The 26,242-nt window shown below is 73.7% G+C and carries 25 protein-coding genes; 11 read left to right on the forward strand and 14 right to left on the reverse strand.

The window, feature by feature from the left end:
- Nucleotides 1-4 precede the first annotated feature (4 nt).
- Nucleotides 5-1,255, reverse strand: coding sequence for a glycoside hydrolase family 18 protein (locus tag ACGF3J_RS34445; RefSeq protein ID WP_393855551.1), 1,251 nt, complete (start codon nucleotides 1,253-1,255; stop codon nucleotides 5-7).
- Between the two features lie 358 nt (nucleotides 1,256-1,613).
- Here ACGF3J_RS34445 and ACGF3J_RS34450 point away from each other — a divergent pair, with 358 nt between their 5' ends.
- On the forward strand, nucleotides 1,614-2,786 hold the full coding sequence (locus tag ACGF3J_RS34450; RefSeq protein WP_393855552.1) for an acyl-CoA dehydrogenase: 1,173 nt from the start codon (nucleotides 1,614-1,616) through the stop codon (nucleotides 2,784-2,786).
- Here ACGF3J_RS34450 and ACGF3J_RS34455 read toward each other — a convergent pair.
- Both ACGF3J_RS34455 and ACGF3J_RS34460 read right to left on the reverse strand, forming a co-directional pair.
- Complete coding sequence (locus ACGF3J_RS34455; protein WP_161331268.1) at nucleotides 2,749-3,084, reverse strand: hypothetical protein; 336 nt, start codon at nucleotides 3,082-3,084, stop codon at nucleotides 2,749-2,751. The genes ACGF3J_RS34450 and ACGF3J_RS34455 overlap by 38 nt on opposite strands.
- 224 nt (nucleotides 3,085-3,308) lie before the next feature.
- Nucleotides 3,309-3,746, reverse strand: coding sequence for a hypothetical protein (locus ACGF3J_RS34460; protein ID WP_161331269.1), 438 nt, complete (start codon nucleotides 3,744-3,746; stop codon nucleotides 3,309-3,311).
- Nucleotides 3,747-4,013: 267 nt separating this feature from the next.
- Here ACGF3J_RS34460 and ACGF3J_RS34465 point away from each other — a divergent pair, with 267 nt between their 5' ends.
- The 4 genes from ACGF3J_RS34465 (at nucleotide 4,014) to fxsA (ending at nucleotide 8,129) form a co-directional block, all read left to right on the forward strand.
- Nucleotides 4,014-4,454 carry an Lrp/AsnC family transcriptional regulator gene (locus ACGF3J_RS34465; RefSeq protein ID WP_122617133.1) on the forward strand — a complete coding sequence of 147 codons (441 nt, stop codon included), beginning with the start codon at nucleotides 4,014-4,016 and terminating at the stop codon, nucleotides 4,452-4,454.
- A gap of 76 nt (nucleotides 4,455-4,530) precedes the next feature.
- Nucleotides 4,531-6,135, forward strand: a complete 1,605-nt coding sequence (locus ACGF3J_RS34470) for an amidohydrolase (protein WP_393855553.1) — start codon at nucleotides 4,531-4,533, stop codon at nucleotides 6,133-6,135.
- 526 nt (nucleotides 6,136-6,661) lie between these two features.
- Entirely contained in the window at nucleotides 6,662-7,510 is an 849-nt protein-coding gene (locus ACGF3J_RS34475; protein WP_161331271.1) for a polyprenol monophosphomannose synthase, read from the forward strand.
- Nucleotides 7,511-7,556: 46 nt separating this feature from the next.
- Complete coding sequence (fxsA, locus tag ACGF3J_RS34480) at nucleotides 7,557-8,129, forward strand: FxsA family membrane protein (protein ID WP_161331272.1); 573 nt, start codon at nucleotides 7,557-7,559, stop codon at nucleotides 8,127-8,129.
- A 116-nt stretch (nucleotides 8,130-8,245) separates the two neighbouring features.
- Here the strand turns inward: fxsA and ACGF3J_RS34485 are convergent, their stop codons facing one another.
- The 4 genes from ACGF3J_RS34485 to ACGF3J_RS34500 form a co-directional block, all read right to left on the reverse strand.
- On the reverse strand, nucleotides 8,246-8,620 hold the full coding sequence (locus ACGF3J_RS34485) for an RNA polymerase-binding protein RbpA (protein WP_003977404.1): 375 nt from the start codon (nucleotides 8,618-8,620) through the stop codon (nucleotides 8,246-8,248).
- 277 nt (nucleotides 8,621-8,897) lie between these two features.
- Nucleotides 8,898-10,244 carry an MFS transporter gene (locus ACGF3J_RS34490; protein WP_161329004.1) on the reverse strand — a complete coding sequence of 449 codons (1,347 nt, stop codon included), beginning with the start codon at nucleotides 10,242-10,244 and terminating at the stop codon, nucleotides 8,898-8,900.
- Nucleotides 10,245-10,297: 53 nt separating this feature from the next.
- Complete coding sequence (locus ACGF3J_RS34495; protein WP_161329003.1) at nucleotides 10,298-11,065, reverse strand: glycerophosphodiester phosphodiesterase; 768 nt, start codon at nucleotides 11,063-11,065, stop codon at nucleotides 10,298-10,300.
- Complete coding sequence (locus ACGF3J_RS34500) at nucleotides 11,062-11,730, reverse strand: hypothetical protein (protein WP_161329002.1); 669 nt, start codon at nucleotides 11,728-11,730, stop codon at nucleotides 11,062-11,064. The genes ACGF3J_RS34495 and ACGF3J_RS34500 overlap by 4 nt, the downstream gene beginning before the upstream one ends.
- Before the next feature lie 101 nt (nucleotides 11,731-11,831).
- Here ACGF3J_RS34500 and ACGF3J_RS34505 point away from each other — a divergent pair, with 101 nt between their 5' ends.
- Complete coding sequence (locus ACGF3J_RS34505) at nucleotides 11,832-13,334, forward strand: PLP-dependent aminotransferase family protein (RefSeq protein ID WP_386932643.1); 1,503 nt, start codon at nucleotides 11,832-11,834, stop codon at nucleotides 13,332-13,334.
- Nucleotides 13,335-13,422: 88 nt separating this feature from the next.
- Here the strand turns inward: ACGF3J_RS34505 and ACGF3J_RS34510 are convergent, their stop codons facing one another.
- Together ACGF3J_RS34510 and ACGF3J_RS34515 are read right to left on the reverse strand one after the other, a co-directional pair.
- A complete protein-coding gene (locus tag ACGF3J_RS34510) occupies nucleotides 13,423-15,246 on the reverse strand; it encodes a hypothetical protein (RefSeq protein ID WP_161330456.1) in 1,824 nt (607 codons plus the stop codon).
- Between the two features lie 51 nt (nucleotides 15,247-15,297).
- Nucleotides 15,298-15,492: a hypothetical protein gene (locus ACGF3J_RS34515; RefSeq protein ID WP_003977410.1), complete on the reverse strand. Its 195-nt coding sequence runs from the start codon at nucleotides 15,490-15,492 to the stop codon at nucleotides 15,298-15,300.
- Nucleotides 15,493-15,771: 279 nt separating this feature from the next.
- Here ACGF3J_RS34515 and ACGF3J_RS34520 point away from each other — a divergent pair, with 279 nt between their 5' ends.
- The 5 genes from ACGF3J_RS34520 (at nucleotide 15,772) to ACGF3J_RS34540 (ending at nucleotide 21,246) form a co-directional block, all read left to right on the forward strand.
- On the forward strand, nucleotides 15,772-16,164 hold the full coding sequence (locus tag ACGF3J_RS34520) for an ankyrin repeat domain-containing protein (RefSeq protein WP_161330455.1): 393 nt from the start codon (nucleotides 15,772-15,774) through the stop codon (nucleotides 16,162-16,164).
- Between the two features lie 332 nt (nucleotides 16,165-16,496).
- Nucleotides 16,497-17,915 (forward strand): HEAT repeat domain-containing protein, encoded by a 1,419-nt coding sequence (locus tag ACGF3J_RS34525; protein WP_161330454.1) that lies wholly within the window; start codon nucleotides 16,497-16,499, stop codon nucleotides 17,913-17,915.
- A gap of 198 nt (nucleotides 17,916-18,113) precedes the next feature.
- Nucleotides 18,114-19,241 carry a glycosyltransferase family 1 protein gene (locus tag ACGF3J_RS34530; protein ID WP_161330453.1) on the forward strand — a complete coding sequence of 376 codons (1,128 nt, stop codon included), beginning with the start codon at nucleotides 18,114-18,116 and terminating at the stop codon, nucleotides 19,239-19,241.
- A complete protein-coding gene (locus tag ACGF3J_RS34535) occupies nucleotides 19,238-20,395 on the forward strand; it encodes a glycosyltransferase (RefSeq protein WP_393855554.1) in 1,158 nt (385 codons plus the stop codon). Before ACGF3J_RS34530 ends, ACGF3J_RS34535 begins: the two co-directional genes overlap by 4 nt.
- The gene (locus ACGF3J_RS34540) at nucleotides 20,392-21,246 is read left to right on the forward strand and encodes an SGNH/GDSL hydrolase family protein (protein WP_393855555.1); all 855 of its coding nucleotides are present in this window, start codon (nucleotides 20,392-20,394) and stop codon (nucleotides 21,244-21,246) included. The genes ACGF3J_RS34535 and ACGF3J_RS34540 overlap by 4 nt, the downstream gene beginning before the upstream one ends.
- 442 nt (nucleotides 21,247-21,688) lie before the next feature.
- On the opposite strand, the gene ACGF3J_RS34545 is transcribed toward ACGF3J_RS34540, so the two are convergent.
- The 5 genes from ACGF3J_RS34545 to ACGF3J_RS34565 are packed head-to-tail and all read right to left on the reverse strand — an operon-like array spanning nucleotide 21,689 to nucleotide 26,230.
- Nucleotides 21,689-22,558 (reverse strand): biotin-dependent carboxyltransferase family protein, encoded by an 870-nt coding sequence (locus tag ACGF3J_RS34545; protein ID WP_393855556.1) that lies wholly within the window; start codon nucleotides 22,556-22,558, stop codon nucleotides 21,689-21,691.
- Complete coding sequence (locus tag ACGF3J_RS34550; protein WP_393855557.1) at nucleotides 22,555-23,280, reverse strand: allophanate hydrolase subunit 1; 726 nt, start codon at nucleotides 23,278-23,280, stop codon at nucleotides 22,555-22,557. Before ACGF3J_RS34550 ends, ACGF3J_RS34545 begins: the two co-directional genes overlap by 4 nt.
- A complete protein-coding gene (locus ACGF3J_RS34555; protein WP_393855558.1) occupies nucleotides 23,277-24,035 on the reverse strand; it encodes a LamB/YcsF family protein in 759 nt (252 codons plus the stop codon). The genes ACGF3J_RS34550 and ACGF3J_RS34555 overlap by 4 nt, the downstream gene beginning before the upstream one ends.
- A 45-nt stretch (nucleotides 24,036-24,080) precedes the next feature.
- Nucleotides 24,081-24,914, reverse strand: coding sequence for a putative hydro-lyase (locus tag ACGF3J_RS34560; protein ID WP_393855559.1), 834 nt, complete (start codon nucleotides 24,912-24,914; stop codon nucleotides 24,081-24,083).
- Nucleotides 24,911-26,230 carry an MFS transporter gene (locus tag ACGF3J_RS34565; protein ID WP_161327040.1) on the reverse strand — a complete coding sequence of 440 codons (1,320 nt, stop codon included), beginning with the start codon at nucleotides 26,228-26,230 and terminating at the stop codon, nucleotides 24,911-24,913. The genes ACGF3J_RS34560 and ACGF3J_RS34565 overlap by 4 nt, the downstream gene beginning before the upstream one ends.
- Between the last annotated feature and the right edge of the window lie 12 nt (nucleotides 26,231-26,242).

The following is a 26,242-nucleotide window of genomic DNA, read 5'->3' on the forward strand; positions in this document are numbered from 1 at the left end:
TGGTTCAGTCGATCGCCTTGATCAGCTCACCGTTCGCGGTGTCGCCGCTCAGCTCCCAGAAGAACGTCCCGCCCAGACCCTGCTCGTTCTTGTACGACATCTTGGTCGCGATGGTCTGCGGGGTGTCGTAACTCCACCAGTCGCTGCCGCACTTGGCGTACGCGGTGCCCGCCACCGTGCCGGTCGCCGGGCAACTGGCCTTCAGCACCTTGTAGTCCTCGATGCCGTTCTCGTACGTGCCCTTCGCCGGCCCGGTCGCCGTGCCACCGGGCTCCGACTGGGTGACGCCGGTCCAGCCGCGCCCGTAGAAGCCGAGGCCGAGCAGCAGCTTCGAGGCCGGAACGCCCAGGCCCTTGAGCTTCGCGATGGTCGCCGAGGAGTGGTAGTCCGCCTTGGGGATGCCGGAGTACGAGGTCAGCGGCGAGTGCGGCGCGGTCGGTCCGGTCGTGTCCCAGGCGCCGAAGAAGTCGTACGTCATCGGATTGTACCAGTCGACGTACTGTGCGGCGCCCGCGTAGTCCGCCGCGTCGATCTTGCCGCCGGCCGTCGCGTCGGCCGTGATCGCCGCGGTCACCAGGTAGCCCTGGCCGAACTTGGCACGCAGCGCGCCCATCAGCTTCGGGAACGCGTCCCGGCCGCTCTCGTCGCAGCTCAGGCCGCAGGAGTTGGGGTACTCCCAGTCGATGTCGATGCCGTCGAAGACGTCGGCCCACTTGGAGTTCTCGACCAGGTCGTAGCAGGACTGGGCGAAGGCGGCCGGGTCCTTGGCGGCCTCGGTGAACCCGCCGGACCAGGTCCAGCCGCCGAAGGACCACAGGATCTTGAGGTCGGGGTGCTTCTTCTTCAGCTTGAGCAGCTGGTTGAAATTGCCCCGCAGCGGCTGGTCCCAGGTGTCGGCGGTCCCGTCGACGGACTCCGCCGCGGTGTACGCCCGGTCGGTCGCCGCGTAGGCGTCGCCCATCGCGCACTTGCCGCCGGTGACGTTGCCGAACGCGTAGTTGATGTGGGTCAGTTCGGCGCCCGAACCGGAGGTCTCGACGTTCTTGACGTAGTACTTCCGGTCGTAGGTGCCCCATTCGGTGAAGTAGCCGACGACCTTGGAACCGGCCGCGGCCTGTGTGGCGGGTGCCTGTGGAGGGGGCGTGGCCGTGGCCGTGCCGGCGCCGGCCAGCAGCCCCGCGCCGAGGGCGACGGAACACAGGGCGCCGAGGAGCGCCCGCAGGGAGCGGGCGCGGGGGAGGTGCGGGACGTGCATCGGGTGTCTCCTCGTGGGGGGAAGAGGGAAACGCGCGCCGATTGGCATGAACGCGGTAACGCGTTCGGGCCGTCACCGTAGAAGGACTAGACCAGTGGGGTCAATGGTGCGGACCATTTTCCGTCCGGAGCGTCGAATTCCGGCCCTTCGCGGCGGGCCGGACCCTTTCTTGAAGTAAGCGGTCGTTAACTGGTGACTCCATGCGTCCAATCGGGCATACTCACAGCGCACAGCCGCTGGTCAGCCGCTTCCGCGACCCGGGAGTGCGAGCATCGGCCAGGCCCGAACGACCCGGCGGACCCGCCTCCACCCAAGGCGCGCACCCGCCGTTGCGCCCGACAGGGAGGAGAGCGTCGCCATGCCCGACCGCGCCCCGCAGCCGGTGGACCGGCAACTGCCCACGGACGAGGCACGGGATCTGATCTCACTCGTCCGCGACATCGCGCAGCGTGAGATCGCCCCGAGCGCGGCCGAGGAGGAGGACGCCGGACGCTTCCCGCGCGAGGTCTTCGCCCTGCTCTCCGACTCCGGCCTGCTCGGCCTGCCCTACGACGCCCAGTTCGGCGGTGGCGAGCAGCCCTACGAGGTGTACCTCCAGGTCCTGGAGGAGTTCGCCGCGGCCCGCCTCACCGTCGGCCTCGGCGTCAGCGTGCACACCCTCGCCTGCTACGCGCTGGCCGCCTACGGCACCAAGGAGCAGCAGGCCGACCACCTGCCCGCGATGCTCGGCGGCGGCCTGGTGGGCGCCTACTGCCTCTCCGAGCCCGCCTCCGGCTCCGACGCCGCCTCGCTGCGCACCAAGGCCGTGCGCGAGGGCGACGACTGGGTGATCGACGGCACCAAGGCCTGGATCACCCATGGCGGCGTCGCGGACTTCTACACCGTCATGGCGCGCACCGGCGAGGACGGGCCGCGCGGCATCACGGCCTTCCTGGTGCCCGGCGACGCCGAGGGGCTGAGCGCGGCGGTGCCGGAGAAGAAGATGGGGCTCAAGGGCTCACCCACCGCGCAGATCCACCTCGACGGCGTGCGGGTCCCCGACGACCGCCGGCTCGGCGACGAGGGGCAGGGCTTCGCGATCGCGCTGTCCGCGCTCGACTCGGGGCGCCTCGGCATCGCCGCCTGCGCGGTCGGCGTGGCCCAGGCGGCGCTGGACGAGGCGGTGTCCTACGCGGCCGAGCGGCGCCAGTTCGGCAAGCCGATCTCCGACTTCCAAGGGCTGCGCTTCATGCTGGCCGACATGGCGACCCGGATCGAGGCGGGGCGTGCGCTGTATCTGACGGCGGCGCGGCTGCGCGACGCCGGACGCCCGTTCGCCAAGCAGGCGGCGATGGCCAAGCTGTACTGCACCGACGCGGCGATGCAGGTGACCACCGACGCCGTGCAGGTCCTCGGCGGGTACGGCTACACCGCGGACTTCCCGGCCGAGCGGTACATGCGCGAGGCGAAGGTGCTCCAGATCGTCGAGGGCACCAATCAGATCCAGCGCATGGTCATCGCCCGGCACCTCGCGGGCCCCGAGGGACGCTGAAGTCACCGGTGACGGTGAAGCCACCGGTGACGCGGGAGTCGCCGGTGGCGAGGGCGTCCGCGGGGGTCAGGGCGTCGGCGCCGGTGAAGAAGTCGCCGAGTCCGCGCGGGGGTTCCGCGAGCCTGATCCACTCCGGGTCGTGGCGCCCGGGCAGCGTGCGGCCGCCGTCGGCCCAGGTCCGCATCAGCTCGCGGTAGATGGGCGGGTCCGGGATCTGCGGGGCCGGCGGAACCGGTCCGGCGGGCACCGGGACGAACACGCGGCGCCGACTCCCGGTCGCCGAGTACGTGTGGGTCATACCAGGGCAACGCGGCGATGTGAGGACAGGTCACCGGCGGACGCAATCGAGCGTGAGTTCGCGGGTGTCCACCGCCGTCGCGCGGTTGCCGGGGCGACCTGACGTGTCGTCGGCTCGTCGGCGCCGACCCGCGCCCCGGCGTCCTGCGAGCCGTGGCGCGGGCGGGGTGACCGCATCGGGTGGCGTACGGGGCGGCGTCCCCCGAACGGGGGTGCGCGGCTGTCTCAGGCCGCTTCGCTCCGCATCGTCGGCACCCGCATCGGGCGCGAGCCCGGGCCGCCGACGTGGGAGAACGGCTGGGTCCGCCAGTCGAGGCCCCGGGGGAGCGTCAACAGCAGGGCGGTGTCCTGCTCGTGGGGCTGGAACGACTCGTCCGCTGGACGGGCTTCGGTGGCCCTGCGGCCGGTGCCGGCACAGACCGTGAGCCCGAACGGGTTCCACGGAGAGGCGCAGAGCGCGTGCTCCGGCAGCTCCCGCTCGTCCGCCAGCAGCGCGATGGGCTGCGCGCAGTCCGGGCAGATCACCCGGTACATCTCGAAGGTGTCGTACGCGTCGAGGTCCTCGTCGTCGAAGGCGTCGGGTTCGACGCCCTCCGATACGGGCTCGACGACCGGCTGCTGCCGCTTGGGCGCGGTACGACCAGGGCGCTTAAGACTCTGCATGGGATTCTCCCCCTCGGGCTGGGCCGTGACGGCACTGCGGCCTCGACCACAGCAAGCACTTCCCGTCCCCTCCGCTGGGTAATCACGCGAACATCACGGAGACCGTTCGAGCGGTGTGGTCTTCGTCACATGCCGTGCGCAGGTGCCCCGTCCGGCGGATTTGTCCCCGCCCCGAACGCGGCCGACGCCCCGTCACATCACGAACCGGACATGCCCCGGACCGCTCAGGTATCCGAGGAGATCAACCGCACTGTAGGTTCTTGCGCCATGGAGGAGCTGGACCGACAGATCGTGCAGCTGCTCGTCAAGGACGGGCGGATGAGCTACACCGACCTGGGCAAGGCCACGGGCCTGTCCACGTCGGCCGTGCACCAGCGGGTGCGGCGGCTGGAACAGCGCGGCGTCATCCGCGGGTACGCCGCGGTCGTCGACCCCGAGGCCGTCGGGCTGCCGATGACCGCCTTCATCTCGGTGAAACCCTTCGACCCCAGCGCCCCCGACGACATCGCTGACCGCCTCGCCGGCGTCCCCGAGATCGAGGCCTGCCACAGCGTGGCGGGCGACGAGAACTACATCCTCAAGGTCCGCGTCTCCACGCCGCACCAGCTGGAGGAACTGCTCGCCCGGGTGCGCTCCCTGGCCGGCGTCTCCACCCGGACCACCGTCGTGCTCTCCACGCCGTACGAGGCCCGCCCGCCACGCGTCTGACTCCGGGCCGCCCCGGCACGCCCGCGTGGCCGCCCCGGCTGCCGGGCGGCCCCCGTGAGGGGCGAGACTGGTGTCCATGAGTGAGACCACCACCCCGTCCTCGACCGTCCTGCTGCGCCGCGGCGAGGTCCACAGTCCCGCCGACCCCTTCGCCACGGCCATGGTCGTCGAGCGCGGCCAGGTCGCCTGGGTCGGCTCCGAGGGCGCCGCGGACGCCTTCGCGGACGGTGTGGACGAGGTGGTCGACCTGGACGGCGCCCTCGTCACCCCGGCGTTCACCGACGCACATGTGCACACCACCGCGACCGGTCTCGCCCTCACCGGTCTCGACCTCTCCGGTGCCCCCACCCGGGAGGCCGCCCTCACCCTCGTACGCGACTTCGCTGCCGCCCGCCCGGACGACCGCGTGCTCCTCGGACACGGCTGGGACGCCGCCCGCTGGCCCGACGGCGTACCGCCGACCCGCGCCGAACTCGACCGGGCCACCGGCGGCCGGCCCCTCTATCTCAGCCGTATCGACGTCCATTCGGCCGTCGTCACCACCGCCCTGCTCGATCTGACCCCCGGCCGGGTCGCCCGCGTGGACGGCCCGCTCACCGGCGACGACCACCATGCCGTACGCGCTGCCGCGCTCGGCGCCGTCACCCCGGCCCAGCGCGCCGCGGCCCAGCGCGCCGCCCTCGCCCACGCCGTCTCCCTCGGCATCGGAACCGTTCACGAATGCGCAGGCCCGGAGATCTCCTCCGAGGACGACTTCACCGGTCTGCTGCGCCTGGCGGCCGAGCAGGCGGGCCCGCGGGTCATCGGCTACTGGGCCGAACAGGACGTCGACAAGGCGCGCGGGCTGGGCGCGGTCGGGGCGGCCGGTGACCTCTTCGTCGACGGCTCCCTCGGCTCGCACACCGCGTGCCTGCACCAGCAGTACGCCGACGCCGCCCACACCGGCACCGCGCACCTGGACGCCGCCGCGGTCACCGCACACGTCGTCGCCTGCACCGAGGCCGGCCTCCAGGCGGGCTTCCACGCCATCGGCGACGCCGCCGTGGCCACCGTGGTGGAGGGGGTCCGCGCCGCCGCCGACAAGGTCGGCCTCGCCCGCCTGCGCGCCGCCCGCCACCGTGTCGAGCACGCCGAGATGCTCACCCCCGAGACCGTCGCCGCCTTCGCCGAACTGGGCCTCACCGCCTCCGTCCAGCCCGCCTTCGACGCCCTCTGGGGCGGCGAGGACGGCATGTACGCCCGGCGGCTCGGAGCGGAGCGGGCCCGTTCGCTCAACCCCTTCGCGGCCCTGCTGCGCGCCGGGGTCCCGCTCGCCTTCGGCTCCGACAGCCCGGTCACCCCCCTCGACCCGTGGGGCACCGTCCGGGCCGCCGCCTTCCACCACACGCCGGAACACCGGGTCTCCGTGCGCGCGGCGTTCACGGCACACACGCGCGGCGGCTGGCGGGCGGTCGGGCGCGACGACGCGGGTGTGCTGGTGCCGGGCGTGCCCGCCGACTACGCCGTGTGGCGCACCGGCGAACTCGTGGTCCAGGCCCCGGACGACCGGGTGGCCCGCTGGTCCACCGACCCGCGCTCCGGCACTCCGGGCCTGCCGGATCTGACCCCGGGCCGGGACCTGCCGGTCTGCCTGCGCACCGTCGTGGGCGGCCGGACCGTGTTCGTACGGCCGGGCGAGTGATCTCGACGGCCGACGGGGCGATGATCTTCGGGCGCGTCCGACGTGCGTGTCCTCCGCGCTGACCTGGGCTTTGACGCCAAAGGTGCAGGTGGAACGACTGTTGACAGGCGACGGCCGGGGGCCGGTAGGTTCGGCCGGGTCCACCACCGGACGCCCGACCGGGGAATCTTCCGCGCACCGTCGCGGCGCCGCTGAGTCAGGGACGGTGTGCCGAACCGGGGCACCGCCACTGGCAGCCAGGCTCAGCGCTCGCGCCACGACGAGGGATCGTTCCGGCCGGTCGGGAGGTGTGACCCCGGGTGGGGCCCGGGAGCTCAGTAGACAACGGCTTTCGGTCGACCCGCAGCCAGCGGGCCCCAGGTCGGCCCGAAGGGCGCCGGGCCCCCATCCGCCGCGCAAACGGTCTTAAACGGCCATCCCTACCCCGGTCTTGGGAAAGCGACACCACCGTACGTACGTCCTGTCACGTCACCGCAGGCGGCGCCGATTAAGGTGGTGCTCTGCGTACGGACACGAAGGGGCAGTGGTGAACGACGGCGACGGGACGCCCGCGGCGGCGGGGCAGGGGAGGCGGTTCGGTCCCCTGGGCACGGTCCTGGTGATCATCCCGACCTACAACGAGGCGGAGAACATCAAGGCGATCGTCGCGCGCGTGCGCGAGGCGGTCCCCGAGGCCCACGTGCTCGTGGCCGACGACAACAGCCCCGACGGCACCGGCAAGCTCGCCGACGAGCTGGCGGCGGAGGACGATCACGTTCAGGTCCTGCACCGCAAGGGCAAGGAGGGCCTGGGCGCCGCCTACCTGGCGGGCTTCCGCTGGGGACTGGAGCACGGCTACGGCGTGCTGGTCGAGATGGACGCCGACGGCTCCCACCAGCCCGAGGAACTGCCCCGGCTGCTGACCGCCCTCAAGGGCGCCGACCTGGTGCTCGGCTCCCGCTGGGTGCCCGGCGGCCGGGTGGTGAACTGGCCCAGGTCGCGAGAGATCATCTCCCGCGGCGGCAGCATGTACTCGCGGATCGCTCTGGACCTGCCGCTGCGCGACATCACCGGCGGCTACCGCGCCTTCCGCTCCGAGACCCTGGAGGGGCTCGGACTCGAGGAGGTCGCCTCCCAGGGCTACTGCTTCCAGGTCGACCTGGCCCGCCGGGCGATCAAGGCCGGTTACCACGTCGTCGAGGTGCCGATCACCTTCGTCGAGCGGGAGCTCGGCGACTCCAAGATGAGCCGGGACATCCTCGTGGAGGCGCTCTGGCGGGTCACCACGTGGGGCGTGGGGGAGAGGGTCGGCAAGGTTCTGGGGCGCGACAAGCAGCCCGACAGGCCCGCCGTGCGGGACGACAAGTCGACACAGGCGTCCGACAGGAACGCCTGATCGTCCCCTTACGCCGCGCTGAGCCGGGGCCAGGCACACTGGGAGTATGACGACTGGCGCTCAGACCCCCAGGTCCCCCGGCCGGCCTCCGCGCTCCCGGCTGCGCACCTTTCTGCCGCTGGGCATCGCCGCCTGGCTCGTCCTGGAGATCTGGCTGCTGACCGTGGTGGCCGGTGCGTCCAGCGGCCTCGTGGTCTTCCTGCTGCTGGTCGCGGGCATCGTCCTCGGCTCCGTGGTCATCAAGGCGGCGGGCCGCCGGGCCTTCAGGAACCTCACCGAGACGCTGCAGCAGCAGCAGTCCGGCGTCCCGCCCGAGGCCCGTCCGAACAGCGAGGGCAACGGCCTGATGATGCTGGGCGGGCTGCTCCTGATCCTGCCCGGCCTGATCTCGGACGCGCTCGGCCTGCTCATGCTGCTGCCGCCGGTGCAGAAGGTTGTCAGCCGCTCCGCGCAGCGCACGGTGGAGCGCAGGATCCGCGAGGCCGGCCCGGGCACCCTGGGCGACGCCTTCCGTCAGGCCCGGATGCACCGCCCGGACGGCAAGGTGGTCCAGGGCGAGGTCGTCCGGGACGATCCGGACGACGCGCCGCAGGGCCCCCGTCCGCCGCTGACCCACTGAGCCCTCCGGGGGCGCCGGATCGCCGGCATCCCCGGACACACCAAAACCGCGGGTGCCGCACGTGAAGCTCACGTACGGCACCCGCGGTGTTCGGTTGTGTCGCCTACGGTTTCCCGCTACGCACTCTTGCGGCTGTCTCGCGGATGGACCGCGATGTTCATCGCGCCGGAGCGCAGAACGGCCAGCCGCTCCTCGAGGACCTCTTCGAGCTCCTCGCGGGTGCGCCGCTCCATCAGCATGTCCCAGTGCGTACGCGCGGGCTTGGCCTTCTTCTCCTCAGGGCCGTCGCCGTCCACCAGGAGTGCCTGGGCCCCGCAGACCTTGCACTCCCACTCCGGCGGGATCTCCGCCTCGACCGAGAAGGGCATCTCGAAGCGGTGCCCCTTCTCGCATGCGTACTCCACGGCCTGGCGCGGGGCCAGGTCGATGCCGCGGTCCGTCTCGTAGCTGGTCACCACGAGGCGCGTGCCGCGAAGAGCTCGCTCACTCATGAATCGTGCCTCCCGGGCTTGTCGCCCACAGGACAGGTGTCGCTGTCGTCGTCATCCGGTCAACGTCCGGGCGGCGGTAAAGATTCCCGTCCGGACTCCCGATCCGGGCCCTGCGTCGCCGTCGCAGCCGCAGCCTTGCAACCAGTGCAGTACCCGCCGACGTCCGGTTTGTCACCTCTGCTAACAGATGTGACATTGCGTTTCGGCACCATTGACGCGCAGTAACGGTCCGCCTGGCAGGCCAAACGCGTACACTACAGCCCTTTCGCGCCGAGTGCTAAATCCTTTCGGGTACCGGGTTGCCCGCGTCGCCGATCGCACGCCGTACCGGTACCCGCGCGAGCAGCACGAAACCGAGCACGAAGAACGCCACCAGCGAGATGATGGCGTCCCGGTAGCTCCCGGTCAGCTGGTAGGTGAGCCCGAAGAGCAGCGGCCCGAGCCAGCTCATCCCGCGGTCGCTCAGCTCGTACGCCGAGAAGTACTCGGCCTCCTTGCCGGGCGGAACCAGCTGGGAGAAGAGGGAGCGGGACAGCGCCTGGCTGCCGCCCAGGACCAGTCCGATCCCGGCGGCCAGCACGAAGAACCACACGGGCGCCCGGGCCGGCAGGAAGTATCCGGCGGCGAGGGTCACCGTCCAGGCCACCAGTGACCCGAGGATGGTCCGCTTGGCCCCGTACGTCCTGGCCAGCCGCCCCAGGGCCAGCGCGCCCACCACCGCCAGCACCTGGACCAGCAGGACCGCCACGATGAGGGTGGACTGCCCGAGGCCCAGCTCCTCGGAGCCGTAGACCGACGCCTGGGTGATCACGGTCTGGATGCCGTCGTTGTAGACGAGGTACGCCAGCAGGAAGGCCAGTGTCAGCGGATGGCGGCGCATGTCGCGGATCGTCGCCGCGAGCTGCTTCCAGCCGGTGCCCGCGGCCTCCCGCGCGGCAGGGCGGCGGTCGCGCAGCCGTCGCAGCGGGATGAGCGCGAAGGCGCCCCACCACAGTCCGGCGGACGCCAGGCAGATGCGGACCGCGGCGCTCTCGCTCAGTCCGAAGGAGTCGTGGGCGGTGTACAGGATCAGGTTCGCGATCAGGACCAGGGCCCCGGCCGCGTATCCGAAGGCCCAGCCGCGCGAGGAGACGGCGTCGCGTTCCTCGGGCGGTGCGATCTGCGGCAGGTACGAGTTGTAGAGCATCATCGCCACCGACTGCGCGGCGTTGGCGACGACCAGGAGCAGGCCGCCCAGCAGATAGCGGTCGCCGTCCAGGAAGAACATCCCCGCCGTGGCCGCGGCGCCGGTGTACGCGGCCGCGGCAAGCAGCGGCTTCTTGCGGCCCGAGCGGTCGGCGGCGGCCCCCACCAGAGGCATCACCAGGACCGCCACGATCACCGAGAGGGACACCGAGTACGCGAAGAAGGAGCCCGCGCGCACCGGTATCCCCAGCGGATGGACGTAGCCGTCCCCGTCCGCCGCCGACTCGGCGACCGACGTCAGATAGGGGCCCAGGAACACGGTGAGCACGCTCGTCGAGTAGACCGAGCACGCCCAGTCGTAGAAGTACCAGCCGCGCTGTTCGCGCCGCCGGTCGGCGGCCCCGTCGGCCGCGTCCGTCCGCAGGGTGTCGGTGCCCACCCGTGCCCTCGCTTCCCCGTGCGCGCGCACCGCCCCGGGCGACCGGCCGGGACTCAGGCCCAGACGCCGCGGTCCTCCATGACCTTGCGCAGTGTGTCGATGTGATCGGTCATGATGCCATCCACTCCCAGGTCCAGGAGCCGGTGCATGCGGTCCGGATCGTTCACCGTCCAGACGTGCACCTGGAGCCCGCGCGCGTGGGCGGCGCGCAGGAAGCGGCGGTCCACGACCCGGACGCCCGACTGGACCTCGGGAACCTGCGCGGCCACCGGCGCACGGCGTGGGGCGACCGGAACACCCCACGAGCGCAGCCGGAGGTCCAGGATGCCGCGGACGCCGTACGAGGTGGCCAGGCGCGGGCCCGCCAGGCGCTGGGCGCGCACCACGCGTGCCTCCGAGAACGAGCCGACGCAGACCCGGTCCCAGGCGTTCGTCCGCCCGATCAGCTCCAGGAGGGGCACCAGTGCCGGCTCGGCCTTCACGTCGATGTTCCAGCGCACCTCGGGGAACGTCTCGAGGAGTTCCTCGAAGAGCGGCACCGGCTCCTCGCCCGCCACGCGCGCGTGACGCACCTGCTCCCACGGAAGGTCGGCGATCCGCCCGGCCCCGTCGGTCACCCGGTCCAGGGTCGCGTCGTGGAAGGCCACGAGCCTCCCGTCGCGCGTGGCGTGGACGTCGGTCTCGATGTACCGGTAGCCCGCCTCGACCGCCCGCCGGAACTGCCGCAGCGTGTTCTCCAGGCCGTCCGCCGAGCCGCCCCGGTGGGCGAAGGCGATCGGGCCGGGGTGGTCGAGGTAGGGGTGGCGTATCGGGGTGGTCACCGACGCAGTATCGCGCGCCGGGGTTCACCGGCGGCAACCACCGTGCTGCCGGAAGGTGCCGGGAGCACGGCGAAGACGCGCAGGAACACCTGGGCGAGCGGGCCGATCGACATCGCGTACAGGAGGGTGCCGAGACCGACCGTGCCGCCGAGGGCGAAGCCCGTGACCACGACGGTGATCTCGACGGCCGTGCGCACCAGGCGTACCGAGAGGCCCGTGCGCCGGTTCAGGCCCGTCATCAGGCCGTCGCGCGGTCCGGGGCCGAACCGCGCGGCGATGTACAGCCCGGTCGCCGCCCCGTTCAGGACGATCCCGCCCACCATCGCGGCGATCCGCAGCGGCAGCCCCTGGGCGTCCGGCAGGACGGACAGCGTCGCGTCCATCGCCGCGCCGATCACCAGCACGTTGGAAACCGTGCCCAGGCCCGGCCGCTGGCGCAACGGGATCCACAGGAGCAGCACGGCGGCGCCCAGGACGGTCAGCACCACGCCCATGGACAGGCCGGTGCGTTCCGCCAGCCCCTGGTGCAGCACGTTCCACGGCTCCAGGCCGAGTCCCGACCGGACCAGGAGCGCCGAACTCGCGCCGTACAGCGCGAGTCCGCCGTAGAGCTGGGTCAGCCGCCGTGTGAGGTGCCTGTGCCGGACCTCGGCCTGCCTGAACACGATCTGCTCCCTGTGTGGTCGTAGTGGCCTGCTCCATGACACCCTGTGGCTTGAGAAGGAGACTCAACCATGGCCAATTCGGGGAAGGTGGACTGATTTTCATGGCACAGTGGACCTCGGCCGTGGGGGCCGGTCAGCTGGCCCGGCTGCTCGGCTCTCAGCAGGACCGTCCCGCCGGGCCCGGCACCCGCCGCCCGCCCGCCTACCGTTCGCTTGCCGACGGCATCCGGCTGCTCGTCCTCGAAGGCCGCGTCCCGGTCGCCGCCCGGCTGCCCGCCGAACGCGAACTGGCCCTCGCCCTGACGGTCAGCCGTACCACCGTCGCCGCCGCCTACGAGGCGCTGCGCGCGGAGGGCTTCCTGGAGTCCCGGCGCGGCGCGGGCAGCTGGACGGCCGTACCGGCCGGGAACCCGCTGCCGGCGCGCGGTCTCGAACCGCTGCCGCCCGAAGCGCTCGGTTCGATGATCGACCTGGGCTGCGCGGCGCTCCCCGCGCCCGAGCCCTGGCTCACCCGGGCCGTGCAGGGCGCCCTGGAGGAGCTGCCGCCGTACGCGCACACCCACGGCGACTATCCGGCGGGACTGCCGACGCTGCGCGCGATGATCGCCGAGAGGTACACCGCGCGCGGGATCCCGACCATGCCCGAGCAGATCATGGTGACCACGGGGGCGATGGGCGCGATCGACGCCATCTGTCACCTCTTCGGGGGGCGCGGGGAGCGGATCGCCGTGGAATCGCCCTCCTACGCGAACATCCTCCAGCTGATGCGGGAGGCCGGCGCCCGGCTCGTCCCCGTCGCGATGGCCGAGGGGCTGACCGGCTGGGACGTCGACCGCTGGCGCCAGGTGCTGCGCGAGGCCGCTCCGCGCGTCGCCTATGTCGTCGCCGACTTCCACAACCCCACCGGCGCGCTCGCCGAGGAGGACCAGCGACGCCGCCTCGTGGACGCGGCCCGGTCGGCGGGCACGGTCCTCGTGGCCGACGAGACGATGAGCGAGCTGTGGCTGGACGACGACGTCGAGATGCCTCGGCCCGTGTGCGCCTTCGACCCGGCCGGGTCCACGGTCGTCACCGTCGGTTCCGCGAGCAAGGCCTTCTGGGCCGGGATGCGCATCGGCTGGGTCCGCGCCGCGCCGGACGTCATCCGCAGCCTGGTCGCCGCGCGGGCCTACGCCGACCTGGGCACGCCCGTACTGGAGCAGTTGGCCGTGAACTGGCTGTTCAGCACCGGCGGCTGGGAACAGGCCGTGGCGGTCCGCCGGGAGCAGGCCCGGCAGAACCGGGACGAGCTGGTGGCGGCGGTACGGCGACAGCTGCCCGACTGGGAGTTCGAGGTGCCCAGAGGCGGGCTCACCCTGTGGGTGCGGACGGGCGGCCTCTCCGGCTCCCGGCTCGCGGAGGCGGGGGAGCGGGTGGGCGTACGGGTCCCGTCCGGTCCGCGCTTCGGGGTCGACGGCGCCTTCGAGGGGTACGTCCGGCTGCCCTTCACCGTGGGCGGCGCGGTGGCCGAGGAGGCGGCGTCCCGGCTGGCCGCGGCGGCCCGGCTGGTGGAGAGCGGCGGAGCCGGGAGCGGCGGCGAGGCGCCGCGGACGTTCGTGGCGTAGCCCGGGTTCGGCGGGGTGTGGCGGTCGGTGGAAACGCGGCCGGGGGCGGAGCGGTGGGTCGCTCCGCCCCCGGCCGCGGTCGCCTTCCTCAGGAGGTCTCCGCCGCGACTGCCTTGGCGTGGACCGGCTCCGCCGCGACGGCCGCAACGGGGACCGGCCCCGCGGGGACCGGCTCGGACGTCGAGGACTCAGCGGTTGCCTCCGGCCCGCCCGGTGCCTCGGGCACCTCCGTCGTCGTCTCCGTCGCCACCGGCGTGGCTTCGGGCTCCGTCGGGGCTTCCGCCGGCTCGGTCCCGCCGGGTGCGGGCGGGGCCTTCTTCTCCATCGACACCGCCTTGGCCTCCGCCGTCGCCTCCGCCGCCTCCGCCTCCGCGGGGACCGGCGCCCGCTCCCCGTCCGCCGGGGTCGTGCGCGGGGGGAGCAGGTCGAGCACCGCCTGCCGGTGGGCGTCGCTCGTGGCGTCGTCGTAGGGGTCGGGGGTGGCCGGGACCTGGAGGCGGTGCACCGCTCCCGAGCCGAGGCGGGCGTACCCGCGGCCGGGGGGAACCTGGTCGACGGGCGTGGTGTGCGGGGGAGCACCCAGCGCGGCGGTCAGTTCGTCCGCCGTGGCCGGGCCGAGCACCACGCGCGCGCGTGTGTGCTGCAGTACGCCGTCGCCGAGGCCCTCCAGGGCGTCCAGCTGGTCGGCGACGACCACCGTCACGTGTGCGGCGCGGCCGTGCCGCAGGGGCACCTGGAGCAGGGACTGCGGGTCCCTGCGGCCCTCGGCCGTGGCGAGGTGCGTGAAGGCGCTCGGACGGTCCAGGAGGACCCACAGGGGCCGCCGGGTGTCGTCCGGCGCGGGCTGCCCTTCCTGACGGGCCCGGTTGACGGAGATCAGCCGGCGCTCGGTCTCGGCGGCGGCCCACTCCAGGCTGGTCAGCGCCCCGGTGAGGCCGGACTCGACGGCCAGGACGCCGTCCCGGCCGACAAGGCAGGCGTACTCACCGGTGCCGCCGCCGTCGACGATCAGGATGTCTCCGTGCTGCAGCGCCTGGAGGGCGACCGAGCGCAGCAGGGTGGAGGTGCCGGTGCCGGGCCGGCCCAGGACCAGCAGGTGGGGTTCGGTCGAGCGGATGCCGGTGCGCCAGACGACCGGCGGGACGTCGCGCCGCTCCTCGCCGTGGGTGAGCGGGAGGGTGCGCTGGACCCGGGTCGGGTCGGTGAAGCCGAGGACGGTCTCGCCGGGCGCGGTGACGAAACGCTGGGCGGCGATGTCGGTGGGGAGCGCCGCGAGCACGTCGACGGTGAGGTGGTTGGCCTCCTCGTCCCACGTGAAGTGGTACTCCCGGCCCCGGCCGGACTTCGCGGTGAGCAGGTGCTCGATGCGGGTCCGGGAGCCGGCCTCCCCGTCGGTGAAGTAGGCGGGGTAGCGGATCACCAGGTGGGTGAAGCGGCCGCCGTCGTCGAACTCGTAGGCCGGGAACGCCTTCTCCCAGGCGCCGCCGTGGGCGTACAGGGGGTCGGGATCCTCGGCGAGCGAGAAATACGGGACCAGGGCCTCGTACAGGGACTGGAGGCGCTGGGTCTGGGAGTCGTCGGGGCCTTCCGGCGTCGCCGGGGTGCGGTCCCTGCCCTGCCAGGCTGCCGCCGCCATCAGGGAGATGACGGCGAGCAGCGGGCCGTACGGCACGAGTGCCACGACCAGGACCACCGAGGCCACCAGGAACAGCAGCGCACCGCGCCGGTCCTTGGGGGTCTCGGTCCATCTGCTCCGCCCGGCGGCGGCCAGCCTGCGCAGACCGCGGCCGATCGTGATCAGCGGCTGGAGGACGTCGGTGGCGCTGTCGGCCGCCGTCCGGGCCAGCACCCGGCTCCGGGCCAGCTGTGCGCCGCCGTTGCTCAGAATGCGGGGGAGGGGCCGCCGGGCCACTGATGCCTCCTGGAAGTGCGTACGGGGGGTGTCGGGTGGGTGAGAGGGGCGTCAGAACTTGATTCCGCCTAGGAGGCCCGCCAGGCTCTCGCCGCCCGCCTTGATGCTCGGCGCGATGGCCGTGCTCGCGAGATAGAACCCGAACAGGACCGCGACCAGCGCGTGCGAGGCCTTGAGGCCGTCCTTGCGGAAGAAGATGAAGACGACGATGCCGAGCAGGACCACGCCTGAGATCGAGAGGATCATGTGAGTTCTCCTGGTTCACGGGGACAGTCACCATGAGTACTTCCAGGCTCACAGCATGTATCCATACGATAAAAGGTGCAAATGGGGGAAATTCGCCAGAAACACCCTGATTGGCGGCGTGTTTGTTGGGCCGGATGAGTGCTTCGCGAGCCAGTACCCTGGCGATTCACTCGTACGGCGGCACCGCTCGCCGCCGTACGTGGCAGTACCCGGGAAGTACCCCGGCAGTGTGCGCAGTCCCGCAGTCCCCAACGTTCGCAGTGAGAGGCGGTCCGGCCGATGAGTGAAGCCCCCGACCCCGAGGTCGTGGAGCTGGCGACCAAGATCTTCGACCTGGCCCGGCAGGGGCGGACCGAAGAGCTGGTGGCCTATGTGGACGCCGGTGTTCCGGCCGACCTCACCAACGACCGCGGCGACTCTCTCGTCATGCTCGCCGCCTATCACGGCCACGCCGGCGCGGTACGCGCGCTGCTGGGCCGCGGCGCCGACGCCGACCGCGTCAACGACCGGGGTCAGACCCCGCTCGCCGGAGCCGCCTTCAAGGGAGAGACGGAAGTGACGAAGGCGCTTCTCGAGGCCGGAGCGGACCCGGCCGCGGGCACCCCGTCGGCCGTGGACACGGCGCGGATGTTCGCCCGGACGGACCTGCTGGAGCTCTTCGGCGCCCAGTGACCGGACGTCGGCCCGGATCCTCCGTGGATCCGATCCGCACATTCTGACCAGGTAAAACACTGAAAACGGGGGAGGCGGTACAAGGCCGCCGAAATTTCGGTCGCGGCAGATGTGACCGCCGGGCCATCATGACGACGTGGTTCACGGACGTGATGGCTGGGCAGGTGTTGCCGCACCGCGCGGGCCGTGACACGGCTCGCAAGGGCCACCGACGAGAGGCAGGAACATGGTCTTCAGCAAGCAAGAGACGGCGGGCGCTCCGACGTGTTGGCGCACGGCCAGGTAACGCGTGTTTCCCGGTTGCGTCGACGCTTGATGTGAGGCTGTTTCCCATGTTCGATCCGGTCATAGCGCCCAGCGGTACGCTGCTCGGCCTGCTTCAGCGGGGTCGCGGCGACGGCACGCTGCACGCGCTCACCGCCCCGCGCCCCGAAGCGCTGGCGGCTCTGAACCATTGCGTTCTCCACGACCCCCGCCACGACTGGCAGGTCGAGAACCGCTCCCTCTACTACGCCCGCCTCTACCTCGACCTCAACGGCGAGCTGGACGCGATCGAGGCCCACCTCTTCGACCCCGAGGACGTCCTGGACGCCGACGAGTCGCGCACCGGGCTGGCCCTCGCCGTCCTCGGGCACCTCGCGTCCTACGGCAGGCTGGACGCGCTCGAACTGCTGCGCCGGTACGCCGCCCACGGCGTCAACTGGGCGTGGGCCCTGGACGAGCTGGCGCTGCGCGACGACGACGCGGGGCTGCGCGCCCTCGCCGCGCCCGTGCTGGCGCGTTTCCCGCGCGATCCCGAGGGCGACGCCGAGCTGGCCGTCGCCGTGCGGGATGCCTTCGAACCGCGGCCCTGGCGGCTGTGGGCCGACGATCCCCGCGAATCGATCGCCACGCGTGTGCGTGCCGCCCACGAGACGGGCAGCTTCGACCGCTGGCAGCGGCAGATGAATCCCACCGGCCCGCGTCCGGGCTGGAGCGTGCGGGCCGTGTTCGAGTGGGCCGAGCAGGGCATCGAGCGCGGCGCCGTGCTCCACGTGCCGGCCGCCCGCTGCCTCACCGCCGTCGCGGGCCCCGAGGACCGGCCCGAGATCGTCGAGGCCGCCCGGTCCGGCACCGAGGGCGCCCGCAGCACCGCCCTGCACTATCTCGCCGACGCCAATGATCCCGACGTGCTCGACCTGATCGAGGAGGCTGCGACCACCGGGCCGACCCCGGTCGTCGAGGCCGCCGTCGCCGCCTACGAGCGGATGCGCAGCCTCGCGGCCGTCGACCGGGCCCGCGGCTGGGTGCACCGCCCCGACGCCCTCGGCGCCGCCGCCGGACGTGTGCTCGCCTGCCGGGGCGCGGCGCAGGACCGCGACCTCGTCCTCGCCGCACTGCGCGAGGCCGTACGCGGCGAAGGCCCCGACGCGGCGACCCTGTGGACCCTCGTCGACGGCACCGGGCGCCTCGGCATCGCCTGTGCCGCCCCCGTGCTGCGCCACATCTACCGCGAGACCGCCTCCTCCCACCTGCGTGGCCGGGCCGCCCGTGCGCTGGCCGCCACCGACCCGTCGTTCGCCGCGGGCTTCGCCATCGAGTGCCTGTGGGACTGCGAGGAGACCACCCGCGAGGTCGCCGCCCGGCACGCCGAGACCGGCGACAACCGGGTCGTCGAACGGCTGCGCAGGCTGGCCGCCGATCCGGCCGAGGAGGACGAGGTCCAGACGGCCGTACGCAGCCGCTTCGGACCCGACGCGCCCGCCGTGTGAGACGACCCGGGGACGGTGGCACCGGACCGTGCCCGGCCCGGTGCCACCGTCCCCGTGTGAACGACGGATGGCACTCGGGCCCGCCGGACATGGCCGCCGGCCGACTCGCCCGGGTGCACGGGCAACGCTCATGGGACGTTTCCCGGCCGGAAAGATCGACGTTGACGCGAGCACGTCCAGTCCGGCGACAACACCGGTATGCGTGTCGTCATCGTGACCGAATCCTTTCCCCCCGATGTGAACGGCGTCGCCCACTGCGCGCTGCAGACCGCCCGGCACCTCGTCGACCGCGGTCACGAATGCGTCGTCGTCGCACCGGCCACCGCCGCCGGGCACGCGGCGGACGCCTCCGCTCCGTGCCCGCTCGTCCGCGTCCCCTCCCTCCCCCTCCCCGGCTACCCCCAGGTCCGCGTCGCCCTGCCCAGCCGGCGCGTGGCGGCCGCCATCGCCGAACACCGCGCGGACGTCGTCCACCTGGCCGGCCCGTTCGTCCTCGGTGTCCGCGGCATGGCCGCCGCCGCCCGCCTCGGTGTGCCCGCCGTGGCCGTCTACCAGACCGATCTCGCCGGCTACGCCCGCACCTACATGGGGGCGGGTGAGGCGGCCGCCTGGCGCCGCATCCGCTCCGTGCACGCCGCCGCCGACCTCACCCTCGCCCCCTCCAGTTCGGCCCTGCGCGACCTGAGGGAACACGGCGTGCCCCGGGTCGGCCTGTGGCCGCGCGGCGTGGACACCGTCCGCTTCCGGCCCGACCGGCGCGACGAGGAGCTGCGCCGCGTGCTCGCCCCGAACGGCGAGCTGATCGTCGGCTACGTGGGCCGCCTCGCCCCCGAGAAGCAGGTGGAGCTGCTGTCCGGTGTCTGCGCCCTGGAGGGCGTGCGCGTGGTGGTCGTCGGCGACGGGCCCAGCCGGCCGGGCCTGGAACAGGCGCTGCCCGGCGCCGTCTTCCTCGGCCGCCGCACCGGCGAGGAACTTGCCCGCGTCTTCGCCTCCCTGGACGTCTTCGTGCACACCGGCCCCTTCGAGACGTTCTGCCAGACCGTCCAGGAGGCCATGGCCAGCGGCGTGCCCGTCGTCGCCCCGGCGGCCGGCGGCCCGCTCGATCTGGTGGCCCACGGCAGCACCGGCCTGCTGGTGCCGCCGCGCGACCCCGCCGCCGTACGGGACGCGGTGTGGTCGCTGTCCGCGGACCCCGCACTGCGGGCCGCGTACGGTGCGGCCGGCCGGGCGAAGGTCGAGGGGCGCACGTGGGCGGCCGTCGGCGACCGCCTGATCGGGCACTACAGGGACGTGCTGGCCTCACGGAAGGCGGTGCCGGCGGCATGAACGCACTGCGGATCGTCCGGCTCGCCAACTTCGTCGCACCCGCCTCGGGCGGCCTGCGCACCGCACTGCGCGAGCTGGGCCGGGGATACCGGGCGGCCGGACACGACCCCGTCCTCGTCGTCCCGGGCGAGCACGCCGACGACCGGGAGACCGAGCAGGGCCGGGTGATCACCCTCCCCGGGCCGCTCCTGCCCGGCACCGGCGGCTACCGCGTCCTGACCGACAGGCGGCGCGTGAGCGCCCTCCTGGCGGACCTGGCACCGGACCGCCTGGAGGTGTCCGACCGCACCACGCTGCGCTGGACCGGCCGGTGGGCCCGGCGCGCCAGGGTCCCCGCCGTGATGGTCTCCCACGAGACCACCGACGGCGTGCTGCGCACCTGGGGCCTGCCCGAGCCGGCCGCCCGGCGCGCCGCCGACGCGCTCAACATCCGCACGGCGCACACCTACGCGCGCGTGGTGTGCACCACGGAGTTCGCCGAGCGGGAGTTCGTCCGCGTCGGCGCCCGCAACGTCGTACGGGCCCCGCTCGGCGTCGACCTGGCCGGACGGCACCCTTCGCTGCGCGACCCGCGTCTGCGGGCCCGCTTCGCGCGCGGGGACGAGGTCCTGCTGGCGACGTGCTCCCGGCTGTCCGTCGAGAAGCGGCCCGGCACGGCTCTCGACGCCCTCGACGCGCTCCGGCGGCGCGGAGTCCGGGCGGTGCTGGTGGTGGCCGGTGACGGACCGCTGCGGGCGCGGCTCGAACAGCGGGCACGGGAGCGCGGGCTGCCGGTGACCTTCCTCGGTCACGTCGCCGACCCCGGACAGCTGGGCGCGCTCCAGGCGTCCGCCGACGTGTGCCTGGCTCCCGGACCGGCCGAGACCTTCGGGCTCGCCGCGCTGGAGGCGATGGCCTGCGGCACACCCGTGGTCGCGAGCGCGTCGTCGGCGCTGCCCGAGGTGATCGGCTCCGCCGGGGCCGTCGCCGCCGACCACGGGGAGGCCTTCGCGGACGCCGTGGAGTCACTGCTCGGACGCCGGGAGGCGGACCGCCGCGGGACGGCACGTGCGCGTGCCGAGTGCTTCGGCTGGGACACGGCGGTCGAGGCGTTCCTCGCCGCGCACGACGCGTCCGTCCCCACCCGCCCCGCGCTGCCGGAGACCGTGTCATGAGACGCCTCCGCTTCGTGGCGCTCGGCGACTCGCTGACCGAGGGTGTGGGCGACCCGGTGGGGCACGGGTGGCGGGGCTGGGCCGCGCTGCTCGCCACCGGCCTCGCCGAGCAGCCCGTCCTCTTCACCAACCTTGCCCGCAGCGGCGCGCAGACCGTCGACGTGGCCGAGCGGCAACTGCCGGCCGGCCTCGCCCTCCGCCCCGACCTCGTCTCCGTCGTCGTCGGCGTCAACGACACCCTGCGCCGCACCTTCGACCTCGGGGCGGTCGCCGCCCGCCTCGACACGGTGTACGCCGCCTGCACCGGGCGCGGCGCGCTGCTGCTCACGGCGTGTCTGCCGGACCCCGGGACGATGCTCGGGCTGCCGGACGCGCTCGCCCGTCCACTGGCCCGGCGGCAACGGGCGGTCAACGCCGTGGTGCACGCCCTGTCCGACCGGTACGGGGCCGTGCACCTGCACGCCTGCGAGGGCGGCTGGACCACGGACCGCTCGATGTGGAGCGTGGACCGGCTGCATCCCGGCGAGCGGGGCCACCGCCAGCTGGCCCTGCGCTTCCACGCGCTGCTCGCCGAGCGCGGCGTCGCCACCGGTCCCGCACCCTCGCCCGACAACGAGTTCGCCGCCCCCACCCGGGCGGCGAGCCTGTGGTGGCTGGCCACCGCGGGCACCGGCTGGGCGGCCCGGCGCTGCACCGACCTGCTGCCCCAACTGCTGACGCTGGCCGCCGGCGAACTGCGCCACCACGCGCGCGGGACGAGCGCCCGGCTCGACCTGCGCACGTCCGCCGCGGTCACCGCCGCGCTCGCGGCGCTGTCGTCGAACGGCGGACGGGAGGCGGAGGCGGCCTGAGAGCCGCCACCGGCTGGCGACGGGGAGCGGCGTCCGGTGCCGGGCGCACCTCGGCTCCCGCGCGTCAGCGCTCGCGTACCGCCACGAACCGCACCGGGGTCCCCGGCTCGACCTGCGCACGTCCGCCGCGGTCACCGCCGCCCTCGCGGCGCTCTCGTCGAACGGCGGACGGGAGGCGGAGGCGGCCTGACAACAGCCACCGGCAGGCGACAGGGAGGGGCGTCCGGTGCCGGGCGCACCTCGGCCGCCGCGCGTCAGCGCTCGCGTACCGCCACGAACCGCACCGGGGTCCCCGGCTCGACCTGCGCACGTCCGCCGCGGTCACCGCCGCGCTCGCGGCGCTGTCGTCGAACGGCGGACGGGAGGCGGAGGCGGTCTGAGAGCCGCCACCGGCTGGCGACGGGGAGCGGCGTCCGGTGCCGGGCGCACCTCGGCCCGCGCGTCAGCGCTCGCGTACCTCTACGAACCGCACCGGGGTCCCCGGCACCGCCTGGGCCGCGGCCGGGAGGTCGCGGGAGCGGACGACGCCGATCACCGGATAGCCACCGGTCGTCGGATGGTCGGCCAGGAACACCACGGGCCGGCCGTCCGGGGGCACCTGGACCGCGCCCAGCACCATGCCCTCGCTGGGCAGTTCGCCCGCGCGGGCACGCTCCAGCGGGGGTCCCTCGACGCGCAGTCCGATGCGGTTGCTCGCGGCCGACACTCGGTACGCGCGCGAGGTGAACGTCCGTACCGCCTCGGGCGTGAACCAGTCCGCGCGCGGGCCCGGCGTCACCCGCAGGATCAGCTCCGCCGGCGGCGCCGGCTGCGGGGCGACGTCCACACACGCGTGCCGCCCGCGCGGCCGCCCCAGGGCGAGCACCATGCCGTCGGAGAGGGGCGGCGGTCCGAGGCCGGACAGCAGGTCGGTGGAGCGGCTGCCGAGCACCTGCTCGGCCAGGACGCCGCCCGAGACGGCCACGTAGGAGCGGACGCCGGAGCCGGCCGGCCCCACGTCGAGCAGCGCGCCCGCCGGCACACCGACCGGCGCGCCCCAGGAGGCCGGTCTCCCGTCCACCGTCACCGGGCAGGGCGCGCCACCGACCGCCACGGTCACCGCGCACCGGGGGCGCAGGGCGCAGCCCGTGAGGGTGGTCTCCAGGACGGCCGCCTCGGGCGGATTGCCGACCAGACGGTTGACCAGGGCGGCCGCGGGCGCGTCGAGCGCCCCGGAACGGGGGACGCCGAGGTGTGCGTGACCGGGGCGGCCCCGGTCCTGCACGGTGGTGAGGGCCCCGGCCCGGACGACGGCGAGCGCACGGTCCGTCATGAGCCGGCCTGCCGATCGTGGGTCTGTCGGGGGCCTTCGGAGTCCGGGGGCGTCTGGGGTGTTTCCGGTGCCTGGGGTTCCCGTAGCGCCTGGGGTGCTCGCGGTGCCCCGGGTCCTTCGGGGACGAAGCGGACGCGCGTGCCGGGCGACAGCAGTGCCGCGGGCACGCGTGTGTGGTCCCACAGCACGGCGTCCGTGGTGCCGATCAACTGCCAGCCGCCGGGCGACGATCGCGGGTACACGCCCGTGTAGGGGCCGGCCAGCGCCACCGAACCGGCCGGGACGGCCGTGCGTGGGGTGTCCCGGCGCGGCACGTCGTACCGCGCCGGGAGGCCGGTCAGATAGCCGAAGCCGGGCGCGAACCCGCAGAAGGCGACCCGGAACTCGGTGTCCGCGTGGATGCGCGCCACCTCCCGCGGCGCCACTCCCCAGTGCGCGCCCACGTCGGCCAGGTCCGGGCCGTCGTAGCGGACCGGGATCTCGACGACCTGCCCCGCGCGCGGGGGAGCCGGCGGAACCTCGGCGGCGGTCAGTTCGGCCGCGAGCCGGGCCCGGTCCGCGACACCGTCCAGCAGGACGGTGCGGGCCGCCGGGACGATCTCCCGCGCGGCCAGCGTGCCCTCCGCGCGGCGCCGCAGCAGCTCCGCGCGGAGCGCCTCCGCCTCCTCGCCCGAGGCGACCTCGACCAGCAGGGCGTCGTCGCCGACCGGCAGCACGTTCATGCGAAGGCCTCCACCAGGACGCCCGACGCCTCCAGCCGCTCCCGTACCCGGCGGGCCAGGTCCACCGCGCCGGGCGTGTCGCCGTGCACGCACAGGGAGCGCGCGCGGACCGCGACGACCGCCCCCGACCGGGCGGTGACCGTGCCGGAGCGGGCCAGCTCCACGGAGCGTGCCACGACGGAGTCGGGTTCGGTGACCACCGCGCCCTCCTGCCCGCGCGGCACCAGCGTGGCCCGGTCGGTGTACGCCCGGTCCGCGAAGGCCTCCGGCACGGCGGGCAGTCCCGCCTCCCCGGCCCGCTCAAGGACACGCGAGCCGGGCAGCCCGAGAACGGGCAGCGCGCCGCCCGCCAGGAGCACGCCGTCGACGACCGCCGCCGCCTGCTCCTCGTCCCGGACCACCCGGTTGTAGAGGGCGCCGTGCGGTTTGACGTACGCCACGCGCGTGCCCGCCGCGCGGGCGAAGACCTCCAGGGCGCCGATCTGGTAGGCCACCTCCGCCGCCAGCTCGGCGGGCGGCACGTCCATGGCGCGCCGTCCGAATCCGGCCAGGTCCCGGTAGGAGACCTGGGCGCCGACCGTCACGCCCCGCTCGGCCGCCAGCTCGCACACCCGCCGCATGGTGGCCGGGTCGCCGGCGTGGAACCCGCACGCGACGTTGGCGCTGGTGACGACGGAGAGCAGGCCCTCGTCGTCGGTGAGCCGCCAGCGGCCGAAGCCCTCGCCGAGGTCGGCGTTGAGGTCGATCGAGGTCATGTCTCCAGTGTCTCCGCTCTCGGGCGCCCGCGGGGGCGCCCCGGGTCAGGCGACGCGGTACTGCTCGTCGCGCGCGTCGGTGAGGAACATCTGCCCCGGCGCGTGGGTCACGGCGAACGGCGGCCGCGAGGCCATGACGGCCGCCTGAGGGGTCACCCCGCAGGCCCAGAACACCGGGATGTCGTCCGGCTCGGCGTCCACCGCGTCGCCGAAGTCCGGCCGGCCCAGGTCCTCGATGCCGAGCGCCGACGGGTCACCGCAGTGCACCGGGCTGCCGTGCACCGCGGGAAGCAGGCTGGTCTCGTGGATCGCCGCCGACAGGTGCGCGGGCGGCACGGGGCGCATCGACACCACCATCGGGCCGTGCAGCCGCCCCGCCGGACGGCACTGACGCGTGGTGACGTACATCGGGACGTTGCGGCCCTGCTCGACGTGCCGGATCGGGACGCCCGCCGAGACCAGCGCCCACTCGAAGGTGAAGCTGCACCCGATCAGGAACGTCACCAGATCGTCCCGCCAGTGCGCCCGCACGTCCGTCGGCTCCTCCACCAGCTCGCCGTCCCGCCACACCCGGTAGCGCGGCAGATCGGTGCGGAGGTCCGCGCCGTCGGCGAGCACGGTGGTCCAGGACCCGGCGTCGGTGACGTCGAGCACCGGGCAGGGCTGCGGGTTGCGGGTGCAGAACAGCAGCATGTCGTACGCCCAGTCGGCGGGCACCGAGATCAGGTTGGCCTGGGTGTGGCCCGCCGCGACCCCGGCCGTGGGGCCGGCCAGCCCCTCCCGGAAGCGGGAGCGGGCGGTTTTCGGGCTCCACGCGTGCGCGTGCCCTTCGACGAGGGCGAGCGGCCGGTCCTCGGCCACGTGCGGTGAGTGGTTCACGCCAGTTCCTTTCCGCGCGTCTCCGGCAGCCACAGCAGGGCCAGCGCCGCGATGCCGTAGCCGATGGCACCGAAGACCAGCGCGCCGCCCACGCCCCAGCTGTCGGCCAGGAAGCCGACCGTGGTCGGGAAGACGGCGCCCACGGCGCGTCCGGTGTTGTACGTGAAGCCCTGGCCCGCGCCGCGTGCCGCCGTCGGATACAGCTCGCTCAGATAGGAGCCGAAGCCGCTGAAGATGGCCGACATGCAGAAGCCGAGCGGGAAACCGAGCACCAGGAGCAGGGTGTTGGCCCCGTCGGGGATGTTGGCGTACGCCAGGATGCAGACCGCCGACAGCAGGGCGAATAGCCAGATGTTGCGTTTGCGGCCCAGCACGTCCGTGAGCCAGCCGCCGGTGAGGTAGCCGATGAAGGCGCCCGAGATGAGGAAGGTCAGATAGCCGCCGGTGCCGACGACCGACAGGTCCCGTTCGTCCTTCAGATAGGTCGGCACCCAGGTGGCGAGGGTGTAGTAGCCGCCCTGGACGCCGGTGGAGAGCAGGCTGGCGAAGAGCGTGACGCGCAGCAGGCCGGGCGCGTCCGCCGTACCGGGCTTGAAGATCGCCGCGAAGGAGCCCTTGCTCGCGCCCTGCTCCCGGATCTCGGTGGCCTTCGGCGCGTCGTGGACGCTGCGCCTGACCCAGACCACGAGGAGCGCCGGCAGCGCACCCGTCCAGAACATGACACGCCAGGCGAGATCGTCGCCGACCAGCGAGAACACCAGCGTGTACACGACCACCGCGAGCCCCCAGCCCACGGCCCAGGAGCTCTGGATCGCGCCGAGGGTACGGCCGCGGTGCTTGGCACTCGCGTACTCGGCCACCAGGATCGCGCCGACCGCCCACTCACCGCCGAAGCCGAGCCCCTGGAGGGCGCGGAAGACCAGCAGCGTCTCGTAGTTGGGGGCGAAACCGCAGGCCACCGTGAACACGGCGTAGGTGATCACGGTGAGCAGCAGTGCCTTGACCCGGCCGACGCGGTCCGCCAGGACGCCCGCGAGGGCGCCGCCGATCGCCGAGACGACCAGGGTGACCGTCGTGAGCAGGCCGGTCTGGCCGCTGTCCAGGCCGAAGTACGCGGCCAGCGCCACCATGGTGAGCGGCAGCGTGAAGTAGTCGTAGGAGTCGAGGGCGTACCCGCCGAACGCGCCGCCGAAGGCGCGGCGGCCCCGCGGGCCGAGGGCGCGCAGCCAGCCGAACGGGCCGTCGTCCGTGGTGTGTTCATCCGTGCCGGGACGTGCCTCGGTGGACAGGGCCCGTGGGGGAGGGGTTGTGCTCATGGGCACCTCGCA

Origin of the sequence: Streptomyces sp. NPDC048171 (assembly GCF_043202655.1) — a bacterium.
GTDB lineage: Bacteria > Actinomycetota > Actinomycetes > Streptomycetales > Streptomycetaceae > Streptomyces.